17 protein-coding genes are annotated in these 16240 nt (G+C 73.2%); 3 read left to right on the top strand and 14 right to left on the bottom strand.

Annotated features, from left to right (window positions below; genetic code table 11):
* Nucleotides 1–497: 497 nt before the first annotated feature.
* The 14 genes from IF06_RS0102645 to IF06_RS0102580 form a co-directional block, all read right to left on the bottom strand.
* A complete protein-coding gene (locus IF06_RS0102645; protein WP_030268690.1) occupies nucleotides 498–1847 on the bottom strand; it encodes a hypothetical protein in 1350 nt (449 codons plus the stop codon).
* A 3-nt stretch (nucleotides 1848–1850) separates the two neighbouring features.
* Nucleotides 1851–2816 carry an alpha-ketoacid dehydrogenase subunit beta gene (locus tag IF06_RS0102640; protein WP_030268688.1) on the bottom strand — a complete coding sequence of 322 codons (966 nt, stop codon included), beginning with the start codon at nucleotides 2814–2816 and terminating at the stop codon, nucleotides 1851–1853.
* Nucleotides 2816–3787 carry a thiamine pyrophosphate-dependent dehydrogenase E1 component subunit alpha gene (locus IF06_RS0102635; RefSeq protein ID WP_030268687.1) on the bottom strand — a complete coding sequence of 324 codons (972 nt, stop codon included), beginning with the start codon at nucleotides 3785–3787 and terminating at the stop codon, nucleotides 2816–2818. Before IF06_RS0102635 ends, IF06_RS0102640 begins: the two co-directional genes overlap by 1 nt.
* Nucleotides 3784–4581, bottom strand: a complete 798-nt coding sequence (locus IF06_RS0102630) for a DUF3050 domain-containing protein (RefSeq protein ID WP_013286631.1) — start codon at nucleotides 4579–4581, stop codon at nucleotides 3784–3786. Before IF06_RS0102630 ends, IF06_RS0102635 begins: the two co-directional genes overlap by 4 nt.
* 2 nt (nucleotides 4582–4583) lie before the next feature.
* Nucleotides 4584–5507 carry a phytanoyl-CoA dioxygenase family protein gene (locus IF06_RS0102625; protein ID WP_030268684.1) on the bottom strand — a complete coding sequence of 308 codons (924 nt, stop codon included), beginning with the start codon at nucleotides 5505–5507 and terminating at the stop codon, nucleotides 4584–4586.
* On the bottom strand, nucleotides 5504–6604 hold the full coding sequence (gene hppD, locus IF06_RS0102620; protein ID WP_030268682.1) for a 4-hydroxyphenylpyruvate dioxygenase: 1101 nt from the start codon (nucleotides 6602–6604) through the stop codon (nucleotides 5504–5506). Before hppD ends, IF06_RS0102625 begins: the two co-directional genes overlap by 4 nt.
* Before the next feature lie 60 nt (nucleotides 6605–6664).
* Nucleotides 6665–7927: a beta-ketoacyl-[acyl-carrier-protein] synthase family protein gene (locus IF06_RS0102615; RefSeq protein WP_013286634.1), complete on the bottom strand. Its 1263-nt coding sequence runs from the start codon at nucleotides 7925–7927 to the stop codon at nucleotides 6665–6667.
* Nucleotides 7924–9543 (bottom strand): class I adenylate-forming enzyme family protein, encoded by a 1620-nt coding sequence (locus IF06_RS0102610; RefSeq protein ID WP_013476569.1) that lies wholly within the window; start codon nucleotides 9541–9543, stop codon nucleotides 7924–7926. Before IF06_RS0102610 ends, IF06_RS0102615 begins: the two co-directional genes overlap by 4 nt.
* A complete protein-coding gene (locus IF06_RS0102605) occupies nucleotides 9540–10040 on the bottom strand; it encodes a beta-ketoacyl synthase chain length factor (protein WP_013286636.1) in 501 nt (166 codons plus the stop codon). The genes IF06_RS0102610 and IF06_RS0102605 overlap by 4 nt, the downstream gene beginning before the upstream one ends.
* 113 nt (nucleotides 10041–10153) lie before the next feature.
* Nucleotides 10154–11284 (bottom strand): beta-ketoacyl-[acyl-carrier-protein] synthase family protein, encoded by a 1131-nt coding sequence (locus IF06_RS0102600; RefSeq protein WP_013286637.1) that lies wholly within the window; start codon nucleotides 11282–11284, stop codon nucleotides 10154–10156.
* Nucleotides 11277–11522: a hypothetical protein gene (locus tag IF06_RS0102595; RefSeq protein ID WP_013286638.1), complete on the bottom strand. Its 246-nt coding sequence runs from the start codon at nucleotides 11520–11522 to the stop codon at nucleotides 11277–11279. The genes IF06_RS0102600 and IF06_RS0102595 overlap by 8 nt, the downstream gene beginning before the upstream one ends.
* A complete protein-coding gene (locus tag IF06_RS0102590) occupies nucleotides 11522–11785 on the bottom strand; it encodes an acyl carrier protein (RefSeq protein WP_013286639.1) in 264 nt (87 codons plus the stop codon). The genes IF06_RS0102595 and IF06_RS0102590 overlap by 1 nt, the downstream gene beginning before the upstream one ends.
* A gap of 180 nt (nucleotides 11786–11965) precedes the next feature.
* On the bottom strand, nucleotides 11966–13363 hold the full coding sequence (locus tag IF06_RS0102585; RefSeq protein ID WP_049794881.1) for a class I adenylate-forming enzyme family protein: 1398 nt from the start codon (nucleotides 13361–13363) through the stop codon (nucleotides 11966–11968).
* Between the two features lie 219 nt (nucleotides 13364–13582).
* Nucleotides 13583–14242 (bottom strand): TetR/AcrR family transcriptional regulator, encoded by a 660-nt coding sequence (locus tag IF06_RS0102580; protein ID WP_145753546.1) that lies wholly within the window; start codon nucleotides 14240–14242, stop codon nucleotides 13583–13585.
* A 108-nt stretch (nucleotides 14243–14350) separates the two neighbouring features.
* On the opposite strand from IF06_RS0102580, the gene IF06_RS34685 reads away from it, so the two are divergent.
* From IF06_RS34685 to IF06_RS0102570, 3 genes are read left to right on the top strand one after another with little or no spacing between them, the layout of a single operon-like run.
* Nucleotides 14351–14479, top strand: a complete 129-nt coding sequence (locus IF06_RS34685) for a hypothetical protein (protein ID WP_013286642.1) — start codon at nucleotides 14351–14353, stop codon at nucleotides 14477–14479.
* A 48-nt stretch (nucleotides 14480–14527) separates the two neighbouring features.
* Nucleotides 14528–15472 (top strand): sigma-70 family RNA polymerase sigma factor, encoded by a 945-nt coding sequence (locus IF06_RS0102575; protein ID WP_013286643.1) that lies wholly within the window; start codon nucleotides 14528–14530, stop codon nucleotides 15470–15472.
* Nucleotides 15473–15519: 47 nt separating this feature from the next.
* On the top strand, nucleotides 15520–16176 hold the full coding sequence (locus tag IF06_RS0102570; RefSeq protein ID WP_013286644.1) for a CatB-related O-acetyltransferase: 657 nt from the start codon (nucleotides 15520–15522) through the stop codon (nucleotides 16174–16176).
* Nucleotides 16177–16240 lie beyond the last annotated feature (64 nt).

The following is a 16240-nucleotide window of genomic DNA, read 5'->3' as shown; positions in this document are numbered from 1 at the left end:
GCCCCGCCCCGCCCCGCCCCGCCCCGCCCCGACGATCATGAAGTTGACCGCACTCTGCGTCCGTTTTGTCGCCGCTAACTTCATGATCAGCGGGATCAGAGGGCCGAGGGCCGACCTGCGGGCCGGATCCACCTTGTTGACCAAGGAGTTTGGGTCGCTGACACCTCCCCGTGAGGACACAAACTCCTTGATCAACGCGCCGGGGCGGACCGGAGAGGCGGAAGACGAGACGAAGAGGCCGGACGGGCGGCCGACCCCGACCCGGCCCAACCCAGTCCGCCGATCATGAAGTTGGCGGCGCTGAGCGTCCGATTTGTTCCCGTCAACTTCATGATCAGCGGGGTCAGGGGGCGAGGGTCAAGCGCCGACCCCGGATCCACGTTGTTGACCAAGGAGTTTGGGTCGCTGACGCGCCCCCGTGAGGACACAAACTCCTTGATCAACGCTGGGAGTGAGGGGGAACGGGGGTGGACGGGGGTGGACGGGGATGGAGCGGGTCAGTCCGTGAGCAGGATGCCGGTCAGGAGGACGCCTCTCGCCAGGTTGAGGACCTCGTCGCACCCCGGGTAGCCCACCCGCGCCAGTGCGCCTGAACCTGTGCGGTCGAACAGGTACGGGGCGAGGCTGTACGGGACGCCGGCGGTGACCGTCTCACCGGTCTCGATCTGCACGAAGTCCATCGCCACCCGGTCCGCCTCGTGGTAGCGCTGAAGGATGTTGCCGCCCTCCGCGATCGCAGCGCGTACCCCGTCCGCCCACGCCACAGCTGTCATCTCCCGGCCGATCAGCACGCCGTGCCCGGCTGATCCGCCGGCCGGCTTGGCGACCAGGTCGGCCTGTTCGGCGAGCGCCCGGTCGAGCTGGTCGGCGGTGAGCGCCACGGTGTGCGGCACGTACCGGCGGATCAGCGTCCGGTCGTCCTCCGGCAGCAGCTCCAGGTCGTCCCAGAGCCAGGCGTAGTTCAGCTTGTTGCTGAGCAGCCAGGCGGCGCTGCTGACGAACATCGGCAGCGTGCCGGCGGCGAGCGCGCCGGCCACCGCGTCCAGCCCGGCGCTGGGGGTGACCCGGTTGGGCACGAACAGCCGGAACAGGGCGTCCACCGGGGCGCCGCCGACGACCAGCCGGTTCTGCCCGTCCAGAGTGGCGGTGGCGACCGGGGCGATGACCAGGTCGATGCCGAACGGGCGGGCCTGGTCGATCAGCGGGGACAGGATCCGGATGAACGTCTCCGGGTCGTCCAGCCCCGGGTAGTCGGCGTCGAAGTCCATCAGCAGCGCCACCCGGGCACCGTCGGGCAGGCCGAGCGTGTCCCGGATGGCCACGAACCGCTGGTCCAGCAGGGACGGCGCGGGCCGGGCGCCGTCGAGCAGGTCATGGGTACGGTACAGCTCGGCGTACCGCTGGATCACGGTGTCGGCGTCGAAGCCGCCGCCGAGGCTGCTGTCGATGTTGTACTCGACGATGCACGGCACGCCGCCGGAGAACAGCACGTCCGGCCGGTACGCGGCGAGCAGCCCCTCGTGCAGTTCCTCGTCCGGGTCGAGCAGCCGGGTCTCGCCGTCCGGCACGTCGAGCAGCAGGCGCAGCTCACCGGCGGTGCGGGCGCGGCGCCGGCAGGCCTCCAGGATGAGCTGGGCGATGCGGTCGCAGACCTCGTTCAGCTCGCGGAACGCGTCGGCGGTGAACACGGGCGGGCGGGCCAGCCGCCACTGCTTGTTGTACGTGGCCCGGCCGTGGAAGATCTTCTCCCAGGCCACGGCGCCGGTGGTCACCATCGCGGTACGGGTGGACTCGGGCAGGTCGGTCCACGCCTGGCCGAGCGGCGGCCACGTGTAGTTCGGGTCCATCGTTCATCCGTCCTTGAGGGTCAGTTGGATGGCGGCGGTGAGCTGGTCGCGGCCGGGCTGCACGGCCCGGTCCAGGGCGGGCGCGAAGGGCAGCACCGCGCCGTCGGGGCGGGTGACCCGGCGGGGTGGCGCGGCCAGCCGGACCCGCTCGACCACCGTGGCGATGATCTCCCCGGCGATGCCGCAGGAGCGGTTGCCGTCGTCGACGACCACCAGCCGCCCGGTGCGGCTCACCGACTCGACCAGCCCGTCCCAGTCGAACGGGTAGAGCGTGCGGGGGTCGAAGACCTCCACCGACGCCTGGCCGGCGAGTTCCTCGGCGACGGCGAGCGCGTCGTGCACCAGGTGCCCGACCGCCACCACTGTCACGTCGGTGCCGGCACGGCGGACGATCCCCCGGCCCAGCGGCACGGGCACCAGGTCGGTGACGTCGGCGCGCAGGTCCAGGGCGCCCGCCGGGGCGAAGACCACCACCGGGTCGTCGCAGCGGATCGCGGAGACCAGCAGCCCGTACGCGTCGGCCGGGGTGGCCGGTACGACTGTGGTCACCCCGACGTGGGCGAACAACGCGTACGGGTGGTCGGAGTGCTGCCCGGCCCAGCCGGTGCGGGAGCCGGAGCCGGGCACCACGTAGGTGACCGGCACCGCGCACTGGCCGCCGGTCATGAGCGGGAACTTGTGCGCGTGGTTGACGATCTGCTCGAAGACCAGGAACAACAGCGACGGGATCTGGAACTCCACCACCGGGCGGGCTCCGGCCAGCGCCGCGCCGGTGGCGAAGCTGGTGAACGCCTGCTCGGACAGGGGGGTGTCGCGGACCCGTTCCGGGCCGAACTTCTTCAGCAGGCCGGTGGTGACGTTCGCGGCGGCCACCCGGATGTCCTCGCCGAGCACCACGACCGAATCGTCGCGGGTCATCTCGTCGGCGAGCGCCCGGGTGAGCGCCCTGCGGTAGGAGAGCCGGGGCATCAGCCACCTCCGGTCCGGGCGGTGAGCCCGCTGGCGTACAGGTGGTCCAGGGCGGTCGCCGGGTCGGGGTGCGGCCCGGCGAGCGCGAAGTCGACGGCAGCGTCCAGTTCCGCCTCGACGGCGGCGTCCACCTCGGCCCGCACCGCCGGGTCGAGCCGTGCTCCGGCGATGTCCACCGGATCGCGGGACCGGCCCTCGGCCACCTCCTCCGGCGGCCGGTAGTCGAGGCGTACCTGATGTTCGAAGGTGTGGTGGGCGTCGAAGCGGTAGGTGCGGGCCTCGACCAGCTCGGGTCCGCCGCCGGCGCGCATCCGCGCGACGGCGGCGGCGGTGACCTCGCGTACCGCCTCGGGGTCCTGCCCGTCGACGGTGGCCGCCGGCATGCCGAAGGCGGCGGCCCGCCCGGCGATGGTGCCGGCGACCGCGCCGTCGACCGGCATGGTGGTGGCGTAGCCGTTGTTCTCGCAGACGAACAGCACCGGTATCCGCCAGAGCGCGGCCAGGTTGAACGCCTCCAGGAGCATGCCCTCGTTGACCGCGCCGTCGCCGAAGAAGGTGGCGCCGACGATGTCGGCGCCACGCCGCCGCCGCTCCCACACCGCTCCGGTGAGGATCGCCCCGGCGGCCCCGACGATGGCGTTGGCGCCGAGGACGCCGACGCCGAAGTCGGCGGCGTGCATCGACCCGCCCCGGCCCCGGTTGAGCCCGGTGACCCGGCCGCACAGTTCGGCCAGCATCCGGGCCGGGTCGGCACCCTTTGCGAGCACGTGCCCGTGCCCGCGGTGGGTGCCGGTGACCAGGTCCTCGCGGTCCAGCGCCGCGCAGACGCCGGCGGCGATCCCCTCCTGACCGAGGTACGGGTGGATGCCGCCGACGATCTCCCCGGCGCGGACCAGCTCGATCGCGCGTTCCTCGAAGCGGCGGATCAGCCGGACCGTCCGGTAGAGCCGGAGCGGGTCGGAGCCGGTCACGCCGGACGGCCCTCCTTGACGGCGGCGAGGATGTCGTCCCAGAGGCGGGCGCGGGCGGCGAGCGCGGCGTTCACCGTGTCGGCGCACTCCTGCCACTTGGTGTCGTCGTCGCCGCACAGGTCGGCCAGCATCTGCATGGCCATCGGGGTGTGCTGCTCGCCGTCGACCTCGATGTGCCGCTCCAGGTAGTCGACGAACTTGTTGAGCCTGTTGCTGCGCTCGTTGACGGCGACGACCTGGGTGAACATCTCGGGGATGAGGTCCTCGCGGCCGAACGCGAACGCCGCGGCCTGGCAGTGCACAGGGGTGGTCTCGATGATGCGCCAGGTGGTGCCGGCGAACGCGGCGGACGCCGCGGGGACGCCGGCGGCGCCGAGCGCCTCGGTGACCGGGGTGCCGTCGCGCAGCAGGTCGACGAGCTTGTTCACGGCTGTGGTGTCGGCGCCGGCCTCGGTCATGCCCTGCACGTACAGCTCGAAGTGGCTGATGTAGCCGTCGCCCAGCTCGTCGCTCTCCTCGACCATGACGATGTCGTTGATGAGGCGGCGGCTGCCGGTCGGGCCGGTCGGGATCCACGGCACCGTGACGCAGGTGAGCTGCCGCTGCAACGACTTCAGCAGGGACATGAAGTCCCAGACGGCGAAGACGTGGTGCTCCATGAACGTGACGAGCGCGTCGTGGGTGTCGAGGTTGGCGTAGAGGGGGTGCTTGACCACCACGTCGCGGCGCTCGGTCACCGCCCGCTCCAGCCGCTCGATGCCCGGGTGCGTCTTACCCCAGTCGTACCGTGACATTGTCAGCCTCCCTGCTGGGCGCGGTCGCGCCAGATGACCGGGCAGTAATCGGGGTCCGCGTAGTCCGGCCAGCCCTCGTGGGTGCGGCGGACCAGCACGTCGTGGTTGTACGCGGCGAGGGTGCCGTCGGAGAGCGGATACTCCCGCCAGGCGTTGTCGCCGTCCTGCAGGTGCAGCGAGACGGCCCGGCGGGGCCGGCCGCTGACGTTCGCACCGCTGCCGTGGTAGGTGCGGCAGTGGTGGAAACTCATGTGTCCCTTGGGGATCACCATGGGGATCTTGCGGATTTCGGCGCCGTTGTACGCCGCGTTCTCGGCGAGCATCACCTCGAGCTGGTCGCGGTCCCGGTCGGCGAAGTGCCGCACCACCGTGTCGTCGGCGCCGATCTCCCGCCAGCGGTGGGAGCCGTCGACCATGGTGATGGTGCCCATCTCCTCACCGCAGTCGTGGAACGGGATGAACGCGGTGAGCATGTTCTCCGACGACGAGGATGCCCAGTAGTGCTTGTCGAAGTGCCAGGGCACGATGTTCGACGGCTCACCGGCGATCGGCGGCTTCCAGATCAGCGTGGACTGGAAGATCCGGATCTCGGCGGCGCGGGCCAGCCGGGCGGCGACCGCACCGATCAGCGGCTTGCGCAGGATGCGGGCGATGCCGTCGTGCTCGTGGTGGACGTAGTCGTTGTGCCGCTGCACGTCACCCTTGGAGGGCTCCCAGTAGGCCAGCTTCGGCGGGCGTACCGGCAGGCGGCGGTCACGGTCCCCGGCGTAGTAGCTGTCGGTGGCGGCGACGAGTTCGTCCACCTCGTCGTCGGTGAGCAGCTTCTTCGACAGGTACCAGCCGTGCTCGGCGTAGTGCCGGACGTCCTCGTCGGAGGGAAGCAGCGCCTCCTCCTCGGCGGTCAGCCCGGGATCGATGGTGGTCATGCCCCAGCCCTTCCGGCCGCGACGCCGGGGGTCGCCCCCGCCGCGGCCAGCTCGCGTTCCTTCGCTTCGTAGAGCGCCTTGATGTTGCCGCTGCCGAAGGTGCGCGCCCCGCGCCGCTCGATGAGTTCGAGGAAGAGCGTGCGGCGCACGTGCATCGACTCGGTGAAGATCTGCAGCAGTTGCCCGTCGTGGTCGGAGTCGACCAGGATGCTCAGCTCGCGCAGCCGGTCCACCGGCGCGTCCAGCCGGCCGACCCGCTGCTCCAGCCCGTCGTAGTAGGCGCCGGGCGTGCTGGCGAACCGCACCCCGCGCCCGGCGAGCGCGCCCACGGCGGTGACGATGTCGTCGGTGCGCAGGCCCAGGTGCTGCACCCCGGCCCCGGCATGCCAGCGCAGGAAGTCCTCGATCTGCCCCGGCCGGGCGCCGGTGTCCGGCTCCAGCAGCACGAAGGTGACAGTCCCGGACGGGCTCTGCACCACCTTGGAGTTCATCGCCTGGCCGGCGACCTCGATGTGCTCGGTGAAGATGTCGGCGAAGCCGAACACCTTCTCGTAGTGCGCGACGGTCTCGTCGAGCTGCCCCGGCGGCACGCAGATCGCCAGGTGGTCCACCTCGGCGAGCAGCGTGTCCGTGCCGTCGGGCGCGGTCACCGGCTCGATCGCGCCGGGCAGGAACACACCCGGGTCGCCGCGCCGTTCGACGAGGCGGTGTACCACGTCGCCGAAGCCGCCGACCTCGGCCACCACCACCTCGGCGTCCGCGCCGGTGAAGGTGCGCGGCGGGCTCAGCGCCGTCGCGCCGCGGTCCACCAGCTCGGCGTACGCCCCGGCGGCGTCGTCCACGGCGAGCGCCACCACGGCGATGCCGTCGCCGTGCCGGTGCACGTACGTGGCCGCCGGGTGCTCGGCGGACAGTCCGGTGGTCAGCAGCAGCCGGATGCCGGCCTGGGCCAGCAGCAGGGAGCGCTGCCCGTCCAGCCCGGTCTCCGGACCGCCCTGCCCGCACAGCCGGAAACCGACCGCGTTGTCGAAGTAGAAGGCCGCCTGCCGGGCGTCCCCCACGTACAGTTCGAGATGATCTATCCCGTTGATGGTCATGGGCTTCCCCTGTTCCCCCCGTGATCGCGACCCGGACGGACGCCCGGGACTGGAGTCCGGTCAGCCCGCGGCCGGGGTGGCGGCCCGGCGGGCCGGCCCGGAGAGCCGGCGCAGGAGCAGACTGACGTTCTGGCCGCCGAACCCGAACGAGTTCGTCAGCGCGTGGCCGGCCCGGGTGGGCCGGGGCACGGCGCGGACGTGGTCCGCCTCGCACTCCGGGTCCGGGTCGTCCAGGTGGTAGGTGGGTGGCAGCAGGCCACTGTCGAGCGCCAGCGCGGTGGCCGCGGCCTCCAGCACCCCTGACGCGCCGAGCAGGTGCCCGGTGAGCGCCTTGGTGGAGCTGACCGGCACGCCGCCGGTGCCGAACACCTCGGCCAGCGCGGTCGTCTCGGCGATGTCACCGAGCTTGGTGCCGGTGCCGTGCGCGTTGACGTACCCGACGTCGGCGGGCCCGACCCCGCCGGCCGCCAGCGCGCGGCGCATGCACGCCGCCGCTCCGGCGCCGTCCGGCCGCGGCGCGGTCGGGTGGTACGCGTCGGTGTTCGCCCCGAAACCGGCGACCTCGGCGTAGCCGCGCACACCCCGGCCGTCGGCGTGCCCGGCGCGCTCCAGCACCAGCAGCGCCGCGCCCTCGGCCAGCACGAAACCGTTGCGCCGCTTGTCGAACGGGCGGCTCGCCTCGGTCGGTTCGTCCCAGCCCCGGGCCAGCGCCCGGGCGTTGCCGAACGTGTCGGCGAACGTGCCGAACAGCGGCGCCTCGCTCGCCCCGCACACCACCACGTCGGCCTCGCCGGAGCGGATGAGGCGTACCCCGTCGGCGACGGCCTGGGCACCGGAGGCACAGGCCGTGCCGACCGACGAGCTGTAGCCGCGGATGCCGTGCGCGATGGCGATCCGCGCCGATGGCATGTTCGGCAGGATGCCGGTGAGCAGGTACGGGCTGACCGCCGCCCGGCCCCGGGCGGCCCGCGCCAGCACCTGGCCCTCCAGCGTGGACATGCCGCCGACGCCGCCGACGATCACCGCGATGCGCTCCGGGTCGACGTCGCGGCCCACCTCGATGCCGGCGTCGGCGAGCGCCTCGGCGGCGGTGATCAGGGCGAGCAGCACCACCCGGTCGAGCACCTTCGTCTCCGGTCCGGAGGCGACGCTGCGCGGGTCGATGTCCGGCAGCACCCCGGCCACCTCCAGGCTGCCCGCCGCCGGGTGTCCCTCGGGCGGGCGGCGCAGCCCGGACCGGCCGGTGATCAGCGCGTCGAACGTGTCCGCCACGCCGCGCCCGGCCGGGGTGAACAGGCCCATGCCGGTGATGACGGCGGTCACGACGGCGCCTCGGTCAGGTAGCGCTCGCGCAGCGCCACCTTGCGGACCTTGCCGGTCACGGTGACCGGGATGTCGTCGGCGCGTACCGGGACGATCCGGCGCAGCGTGGCTGCCACGTCCGGGCCGAGCGCGGTACGGATGCGCTCGGTGCGGTCCGCCTCCGGGTCGGCGCCGGCGGCCAGCTCCAGCAGCACGTCGGTGGTGACTGTGCCGTCGTCCGCCTTGACGATCACCACAGTGCAATCGGTGACGTCGGGGCAGGCGGCGAGGATGCGTTCCTCGGACAGCGCGGTGAAGAACCGCTTCCCGTCGCCTGCCTCGACCGAGTCGACCGCCCGGTCCAGGTGGTAGTAGCGGCCGTCCTCGTCGGCGTACACCAGGTCGCCGGTGAGGTACCAGCCGCGCAGCCGGAACCGGTACGTGGTGACCGAGTCGTTCCAGTAGCCGCGGAACAGCGACGGCGAGTCGATGCCGAGCCAGCCGACCTGCCCGGGCGGCAGCTCGTTGCCGTCGGCGTCGAGCACGGCGACCTTGGCGAACCGGTACGGGCGGCCCACGCAGCGGCCGTACCGGTCGGTGTCGGTGGTGTGGGTGATGTGGAACATCGAGTGGCCCATCTCGCTGGAGCCGAGCCCGTCGATGAACACCGACCCGGGTACCCGGGTCACGCCGCCACGCGTCACCACGTCGCGGGAGCCGACAGCGACCAGCCGCCGTACGTGCGGCTCGTGCGAGCAGTCGCCGGTGTTGAACCACAGCCGCACCGAGTCCAGGTCGTAGCCGGACAGGTCGAAGCGGGCCAGCTCGGCCCAGGTGACCGAGAAGCCGAACACGCCGTCCGGGCGCCACCGCTGGATCGCGTCCAGCACCCGCTCACCGCCCTGGTCGGAGAGCAGGAACATCTCCGCCCGGTTGCCGAGCGCCTGGTTGACCATGAGCACTGTGGCGGTGTGCGGGGCCGGCAGCGCGTTGAGGATGCGTGTGGTGCCCTGTGCCTGCGGCATGGACAGCAGGTGGCGGGTGGCGGCGAACAGGCTGGCGTGCGAGTGCAGCACCGCCTTCGGCACACCGGTGGTGCCGGAGGTGTGGGTGATCACGATCGGGTCGTCCGGGTGGTGCCGGTAGTGTGCGGGTGCCGTGTCGGGGTCGCCGGTGCCGGCCTGCGCGGGCTCGCCGAGCATCGGCGCGCCCAGGTCGTGCCCGGCCAGCGCCTCGGCGTGCGCGGCGTCGGCGAGCACCCCGGCGGCGCGCAGCCGGCGGATGTACTCGGCGGCGATCTCGGGACGCAGCCTGCCGTTCATCAGCGCCGGGATGGCGCCGAGGCGGGTCAGCGCCAGGAACGACAGCACCATGTCGGCGGCGGTGCCGGCCCAGACCGCGACCGGGTCGCGGGGTTTCACCCCGCGTTCGTGCAGCCACGCCGCCCGGGCGGCGACCATCCGGTCGAGCCGGCCCAGGGTCAGCGGGGTCTCGGCCGGGTGGCCGTCGATCTCGGTGTCGAACGTGAGCCCCGGCCCGTCCGGGTCGGCGCCGTGGGCCAGCACCCGGGCGAGCACGTTGCCCGCGCCCAGCTCGGCGTCGGCCGCGAGCGCGCCGCGTAGTCCCTTCGTCCTCATTGACGTGTTCCCTCCCCCAGCAGCACCGCGGTCGCCTCGCCCGGCGTACCGTCCGGTGCCAGTTCGATCAGGATCAGCAACGCCTGTGCGGCGTCGCCGTCGTACAGCAGCAGGTCCGCCTCGGCCTCCCCCTCGGCCCGCGCGTCGCCGGTGGGGCTCAGGCACACCACCGGCCCGTCCAGTCCCCAGCGCGCCGCGACGTGCCCGGCCACGCTGTTCGGCACCGACTGGAAGAAGAACAGCGGCCCGATCCGCCCGCCCGCGGCCACAGTGGCGCGTACGTGCGCCGCCCCGGCGGTGTCCCCACCGGCGCTGACCAGCACCACAGCCGTCCGGTTGCCCGGCGGCAGCGGCCCGGCGCCGTACCGCCGCGCGAGGCAGCGCTGCGCCACCGCGGCCACCAGCGGCGCGAACGGCGAGTGCACGAACCCCGGCACCCCGGCCGGCCCCGCGCCCCCGTCCCCGTCCTCGGGCCACCGCGCCTCCGCGAGCACCACGACCCCCCCGTCGCGCGATCTTGCGGTTGGTGCCCCGGGCGCGGGCGTTGTGCCCGGTTCGCCGGGGCCGTGAGTGCAAGATCGCGGGAGGTCGGGGTGGGGGGCGGGGGCGGTCATGAGGTGCTCACCAGGAGGGCCGTGTCGGCGCCGCCGAAGGCGGCGTTGAGGGTCAGGGCGTGTTCGGTGCGCGCGGGGCGCGGGGCGTCGCGGATGACGTCCAGCGGGCACTGCGGGTCGGGGCCGAGCCAGCCGGCGGTGACCGGCAGCTTGCCGTGCCGCAGGGCCAGCACGGTGACCAGCAGTTCCAGCAACCCGGACGCCTCCAGCGCGTGCCCGTGCACCGACTTGGTGGAGCTGACCGGCAGCCGCCCGGCGTCCTCGCCGAACACCCGGGTCAGCGCCGCCGCCTCGGAGGCGTCGCTGAACGGGGTGCCGGTGGCGTTGGCGTTGACGTAACCGATCGCGTCCGGGGGCAGCCCGCCCCGGCGCAGCGCCGCCTCGACCGCCCGGGCCAGCCCGAGCCCGTCCGGGTGCGGCTGGCACGCGTGGTACGCGTCCCCCGCCCGGCCCCACCCGGCCACGCTCGCCAGCGTCTCGGCGCCCCGCCGGGCGGCGGCGCCCGCCGACTCCAGCACCACGGCGGCCACCCCGTCGCCCAGCAGCAGGCCCTTGCGCCCGGCGCTGAACGGGCGTACCGCGCCGTCGGCGGCGAGCGCCCGGCCGGCGTCGAAGAGCGCGTACTGGTCCGGTTCGACCAGGTAACCGGCCGCGACCACGACCCGCTCCAGGTGGCCCCGGCGGATCAGCGCCGCCGCGTCGGCGACCGCGCTGCTCGCCGACACGCACGCGGTGGTGTAGATCCGGGTACGCCCGCCGAGGCCGCACCGTGCGGCCAGGTGACCGGCGAGCGCCGGCACCGTCGGCTCGTCCCACCCCTGCGGTACGGGCAGCGAGTACGGCCCGCCGTGGGTGGCCAGGAACAGCGCCGACTCCGCCCGCCCGGCCCGGTCCAGTCCGGCGGCCCGGGCGGCGGTGTCGATCGCGTCGGTCAGCTCGCCGGCGAGCGTGCCGACGTCCGGCAGGGTGGCCGCCACCGTCACCCGGCGGCCGGTGGTGTCGAAACGGCGCACCGGCGCGAACGCCGGGGTGCCGGTGAGCACTCCGGCCAGCAGCGCGTCGGCGCCCCTGCCGAGGGCGCTGAGCGCGTAGGTGCCGGTGATCCGTACGGTCTCCCGCTCAGCCATCTGCGGGAGCGGTGAGAGAGCCACGGAACACCGCGAGCGCGTCGTCGACGGTGCGGATGCCGGCGAGTTCGTCGTCGCTCAGGTCCAGCCGGCGGTCGTAGCGCTGCTCGACCATGTGCACCAGCCAGGCCAGCTCCATCGAGCCGAGCCGGTCCGGCACCTGGTCGGCGGGTTTCGCGGTCAGTTCGGCGAGCATGCTCACCAGGTCAGCTCGCCCCAGGTCGGGCTGACCGGACATCAGGACTTGTCGCTGTTCGCGGCCACCCGGTCGGCGACCATCGTGGTGAACTCGCCGACCGTCATCAGCGCCAGCTTCTCCGACTCGTCGTCGGCGAACTTCACGGCGTAGCGGTCCTCGACGCGGACCGCCAGGTCGGCCAGGGCCAGCGACTCCAGGTCGACGCCGGAGGGGCCGAGCGTGGTGTCGTCGTCGAGCTCCTCCACGTCGTAGTTCATGTCGGCGAGCTGTTCGACGACGAAGGTGCGGACCTCGTCTCGCATGGGTTCAGACCTCTTCTCCGTGTACCGGCTGACGGTGCCCGGTCGGGACACCGTGTGCGTGTGAACCGGCGGGGTCGGGCGCGCGGGTGGCGCGTTGCCCGGCCGGTCCGGGGCGGGATTCGGGGTGGACCGGACGTCCGGTGGGCGTCCGGCGGGTGTGCGGCTCGTACAGCGGGCCGGTCACGACGCCGCATCCCGCAGCGCCGGGACGGACCGGACCAGCTTTCCGGTGGTGGTGCGGGGCATCTGGTCGAGCAGGCGCAGCGTGCGGGGACGCTTGAAGCCGGCCAGCCGCTCGGCGATCAGCTTGTCGAGCGTGTCCTCGGTCAGAGAGCGGTCGGTCTGGACGTACGCGGTGATGCCGTCGTCCCACACCACGACCGCGGCGACGACGCCGGGCAGGCCGGCGACCGTGGCCTCCACCTCGGTCAGGTCGACCTTCAAGCCGCCCACCGACACCTGCGAGTCCAGCCGGCCCTTGATGGTGACCAGGCCCGTGTCCGGGTCGACCACGCCGGCGTCGCGGGTGTGCAGCCAGCCGTCGGCCCACCGGGTCGGGTCGGCCAGTCCGACGTACGGGTTGGCCGGGCAGCTCACCCACAGCTCGCCGTCGCGCTCGCGTACCTCGATGCCCGGGGCGGGCGCGATGGCGGGCCGGTGCCGCCCGTACAGGTCGGTGCCGATGACGCCGACCTCGGTCATCCCGTACATGTTGCCCAGCGGGACGCCGTAGCGGCCGGTGAACGCGTCCGCCACGGCCGCGGGCACCAGCTCGCCGCCTGTGGTCATGCGCTTGAGCTGGGGCAGCGGCCCGGCCGGTGTGGTGGAGGCGAGCAGCCCGATGTGGAACGGGACGCCGAGCACAGTGGCCGGGGTGTCCTGGGCGGCGACGGCGGCGAGGATCGCGTCGCCGCTGAGCCGTTCCGGCGGGCACAGCTCGACGCCGGCGTGCAGCCCGTAGAGCAGGCCGCCGACCAGGCCGAGCACGTGCACCATGCTGGGGAGCAGGATGATCCGCTCGCCGGGCAGCGCGACGCCGTCGATGCGGGTGTAGCGGTGCACCTCGGCGACCAGGTCGGCGGCGGTGCGGCCGATCACCTTGGACGGTCCGGTGGAGCCGGAGCTGAGCTGGATCACCGCGTGCGGGCTGCCCGCCGGGCGGTCGGAGTACGCGCTGACCCCCGCGGTGACGTCGACGAAGATCCGCAGCGCGCCGCCGCCGGTTCGTACCGGGGCGACCACCACCTGCGGGCCGAGCCGGCGCAGCGCCTGGTCGACCTCGTGGTCGGTGAGCCGGTGGTCGAGCAGCACCGCCTGGGCGCCGGTACGCCAGGTGGCGAGCAGGTGCGCCACGTACGCCAGCGAGGGCGGCAGGCGCAGCGCGGCGGCGCCTCCGGCGCGCAGCCCGGCCCCGGCGAGCCGGTCCTGCGCCTCGCCGACGAGCCGGCGCAGCGTGCCCTTGTCGACCGGTTCGGGCAGGCGCAGGCAGACGTCGGTGTCGCGGCCGGTGAACAGGATGTCGTCCACCCAGTCCACCGTCGTCGAGGCAGGATCTTCCGCCACGGGATGTGCAGTCACGACCAGCCACCGTTCCACTGAGGAACTGGGCGGATCCGCCCAGCGGGTACGTCGTTCGGGGTATGGCGGAACCCTACGACGCCCCTCTTCTGCATCGCCAGATGCAAATGGCTAGATCCAAAACAGCGGCTGGGTGGATTGCTCAGGCTCGATCGGACAGGCAGGATCGGGGCCACGCCGGCAAGGTAGTCCGCCGGCCGCCGGATGCTGTCCTCCAGCTCAACCCGGCACCCACCCACCTGCCGGGCGGACGGCGTAGTCCGCGAGCGCGGGTGCGAGGGCGTCGAAGGCGACGTGCGCGTAGCCGGTGACGGCCCGCGCGATGTCGTCGTCGCCCTGCCCGGCGATGGTGCGGCGCATGGTCTCCTCGAACAGCAGCCGATGGATGCCGGCCAGCTGCGCGGCGGCGACCCGGGGCAGGATGTCGTCCTCGCGGCTCCCGGTCTCCTCGGCCAGGGCGGCGGCCAGGGCCTTCTCCCGGTCGTCGTGGAACTCGCGCAGACGGGTCACCAGCGCCGGACTGGCGGCGATCATCCGGGCGAACGCGGAACCGGAGAACCCGATGACCGGGTCGTGGGCGGCCACCGCCGCGAGGTAGGCGCGGCGCAGCGCCGCCAGCGCCGACTCGCCGGGCTCGCGCTCCCGGACGACGGTGGCCAGCTGCCGCACGAACTCGTCGTGCATGTCCAGCGCCAGATCCTCCTTCCGAGGGAAGTAGTTGGTGACGGTCATCTTGGACACCTGCGCGGCGGCGGCCACCTCGGCGATCGTCACGTTGTCGAAGCCACGTTCGAGGAACAGGCGGGTGGCCTGACCCGAGATGTTCTCCCTGGTCTGGCGCTTCTTCAAGGCCCGGAGGCCGGTGCTCTGCGCGGTCACGCCCCCCACCATACCTGGTACGAACCAAAAATTGTTCTTGACATGTTTTTAGGTTGGGCCTAACTTTAGGTCGTACCGGCGAACAGCCGGCACGGAAGGGAGCCCGACATGCCCGCCCACACCCGCGACATCGCCGCCGGCAAGCCCCGCCGCCCGCACCTCGCTCCGGCGCGCCGGCCGCACGTCCCCGTGGTCGCCCCCCGGCGCCAGCCCCGCCGGATCCCCGGCCGCCGCTGACCCGCCGCCCGTCCCGAGCCCCGCACCGTCCCGGAAGGAGCACGCCTCATGCTCGCCACCACCCCTGCAGCCGCCGGCCACACCACCGACGCGGTGGCCGCCTACCTCCGGACGATCGGACGAACGCCGCTGCTCACCGCCGAGCAGGAGACGCGCCTCGGCGCCCGAATCGAGGCCGGCGCCCTGGCGCAGCGGCGGTTGGACGACGACGGCGACCGGGTCGGCGCGGCCGAGCAGGACCGGCTGCGGCGACTCGTCGCCGACGGGCGTCGCGCCCGGCACCACATGATCGAAGCCAACCTCCGGCTGGTTGTCTCGGTCGCGAAACGGTACGCGCTCGCCGGCCGGCTGCCGCTGCTCGACCTGATTCAGGAAGGCACCATCGGCCTGATGCGGGCGGTCGAGAAGTTCGACCACCGGCGTGGACTGAAGTTCTCGACGTACGCGACCTGGTGGATCAAGCAGGCGATCGGCCGGGCCCTCACCGACCAGAGCCGCACAATCCGCCTGCCGGCGCACCTGGTCGAGGTGCTCAACCGGGTGAACCGGACCCGCCGCACGCTCGCGGGCGAACTCGACCGGGAGCCGACGCCCGCTGAGGTCGCCGCCCGGGTCGAGGTGCCCGCCGAAAAGGTGGAACTGCTGCTGCGGCACGACCGCGAGCCGGTCTCGCTGCACACGCCGGTCGCCGGGGCTGCCGGCACGACCGAGCTGGGCGACCTCCTCCCCGACGAGGCACCGGGCCCGGCCGGCGTCGTGGTGTCCTCCTGGCGGCGCCGCTACCTGGACGAGGTGCTCGGCACCCTGTCGGAGCGCGAGGCGGCCGTCATCTGCCAGCGGTACGGCCTCGACGACGACCGGCCGAGCACGCTCGACGAGATCGGCACGAGGATCGGGCTGACCCGGGAGCGGGTCCGCCAGATCGAGAGCCAGGCGCTGCGGAAGCTGCGCCACCCCACCCGCGCCCGCGTCCTGGCCGACCTGCACGCCTGAGCCGGCGTCAAGACCGCACACCGACCGTCCCACCAGGAGGCCGACCGATGACACCCGACCCCCGCACCGTCCACCCGCTGCCCGCCTTCGACCGCGTGGTGTTCCTCAAACCACTGGTGACGTCACCGAAGATCGTCGTGGGTGACTACACCTACTACGACGATCCTGACGACGCGACCGGCTTCGAGCACCGCAACGTCCTGTACGCCTATGGACCGGAACGGCTGGTCATCGGTAAGTACTGCGCGATCGCCTCCGGCACCCGATTCCTGATGGCCGGCGCGGCCCATCCCGGCATGGGCGTGTCCACGTACCCGTTCACCATGTTCGGCGGCGAGTGGGCCGAGCAGACCCTCGACATCGTCACCGCCATGCCGAGCCGCGGCGACACCGTCGTCGGGAACGACGTCTGGTTCGGCTTCGGATCCGTGGTCATGCCGGGCGTGCGGATCGGCGACGGCGCCGTCATCGCAACCGGCGCGGTGGTCACCGCCGACGTGCCGCCCTACACGATCGTCGGCGGCAATCCCGCCCGGCCGATCCGGCAACGCTTCGACGACGCCGACATCGTGCGGCTCCGCCACGCCGCCTGGTGGGACTGGCCCACCGGCCTCGTCACCGCGCACGCCCGCACGATCATGGCCGGCACACCCGCCGAGATCGCCCGGATCGCCGCCGAGCACGGCGTGGAACAGCCCGGGTGAGACCGCCGGCCGGCGACGCGCACCCCGGACGGCCGGGCCGCAGGGACGGATTCACCGGCGCCGG

The sequence above is a fragment of the Micromonospora globosa genome, from assembly GCF_000717585.1.
Classification (GTDB): domain Bacteria; phylum Actinomycetota; class Actinomycetes; order Mycobacteriales; family Micromonosporaceae; genus Micromonospora; species Micromonospora aurantiaca.
Note: the sequence above shows the minus strand (reverse complement) of the source record. Positions and strands in the feature narration are given on the sequence as shown.

Bases quoted from the DNA above. Each gene is read 5' to 3' on its own strand.
- IF06_RS0102630 (WP_013286631.1), bottom strand. From the start codon at position 4,581: ATGTCACGGTACGACTGGGGTAAGACGCACCCGGGCATCGAGCGGCTG.
- IF06_RS0102575 (WP_013286643.1), top strand. From the start codon at position 14,528: ATGCTCGCCACCACCCCTGCAGCCGCCGGCCACACCACCGACGCGGTG.
- IF06_RS0102645 (WP_030268690.1), bottom strand. From the start codon at position 1,847: ATGGACCCGAACTACACGTGGCCGCCGCTCGGCCAGGCGTGGACCGAC.
- IF06_RS0102640 (WP_030268688.1), bottom strand. From the start codon at position 2,816: ATGCCCCGGCTCTCCTACCGCAGGGCGCTCACCCGGGCGCTCGCCGAC.
- IF06_RS0102590 (WP_013286639.1), bottom strand. From the start codon at position 11,785: ATGCGAGACGAGGTCCGCACCTTCGTCGTCGAACAGCTCGCCGACATG.
- IF06_RS0102600 (WP_013286637.1), bottom strand. From the start codon at position 11,284: ATGGCTGAGCGGGAGACCGTACGGATCACCGGCACCTACGCGCTCAGC.
- IF06_RS0102570 (WP_013286644.1), top strand. From the start codon at position 15,520: ATGACACCCGACCCCCGCACCGTCCACCCGCTGCCCGCCTTCGACCGC.
- IF06_RS0102595 (WP_013286638.1), bottom strand. From the start codon at position 11,522: ATGTCCGGTCAGCCCGACCTGGGGCGAGCTGACCTGGTGAGCATGCTC.
- IF06_RS0102625 (WP_030268684.1), bottom strand. From the start codon at position 5,507: ATGACCACCATCGATCCCGGGCTGACCGCCGAGGAGGAGGCGCTGCTT.
- IF06_RS34685 (WP_013286642.1), top strand. From the start codon at position 14,351: ATGCCCGCCCACACCCGCGACATCGCCGCCGGCAAGCCCCGCCGCCCG.
- IF06_RS0102610 (WP_013476569.1), bottom strand. From the start codon at position 9,543: ATGAGGACGAAGGGACTACGCGGCGCGCTCGCGGCCGACGCCGAGCTG.
- hppD (WP_030268682.1), bottom strand. From the start codon at position 6,604: ATGACCATCAACGGGATAGATCATCTCGAACTGTACGTGGGGGACGCC.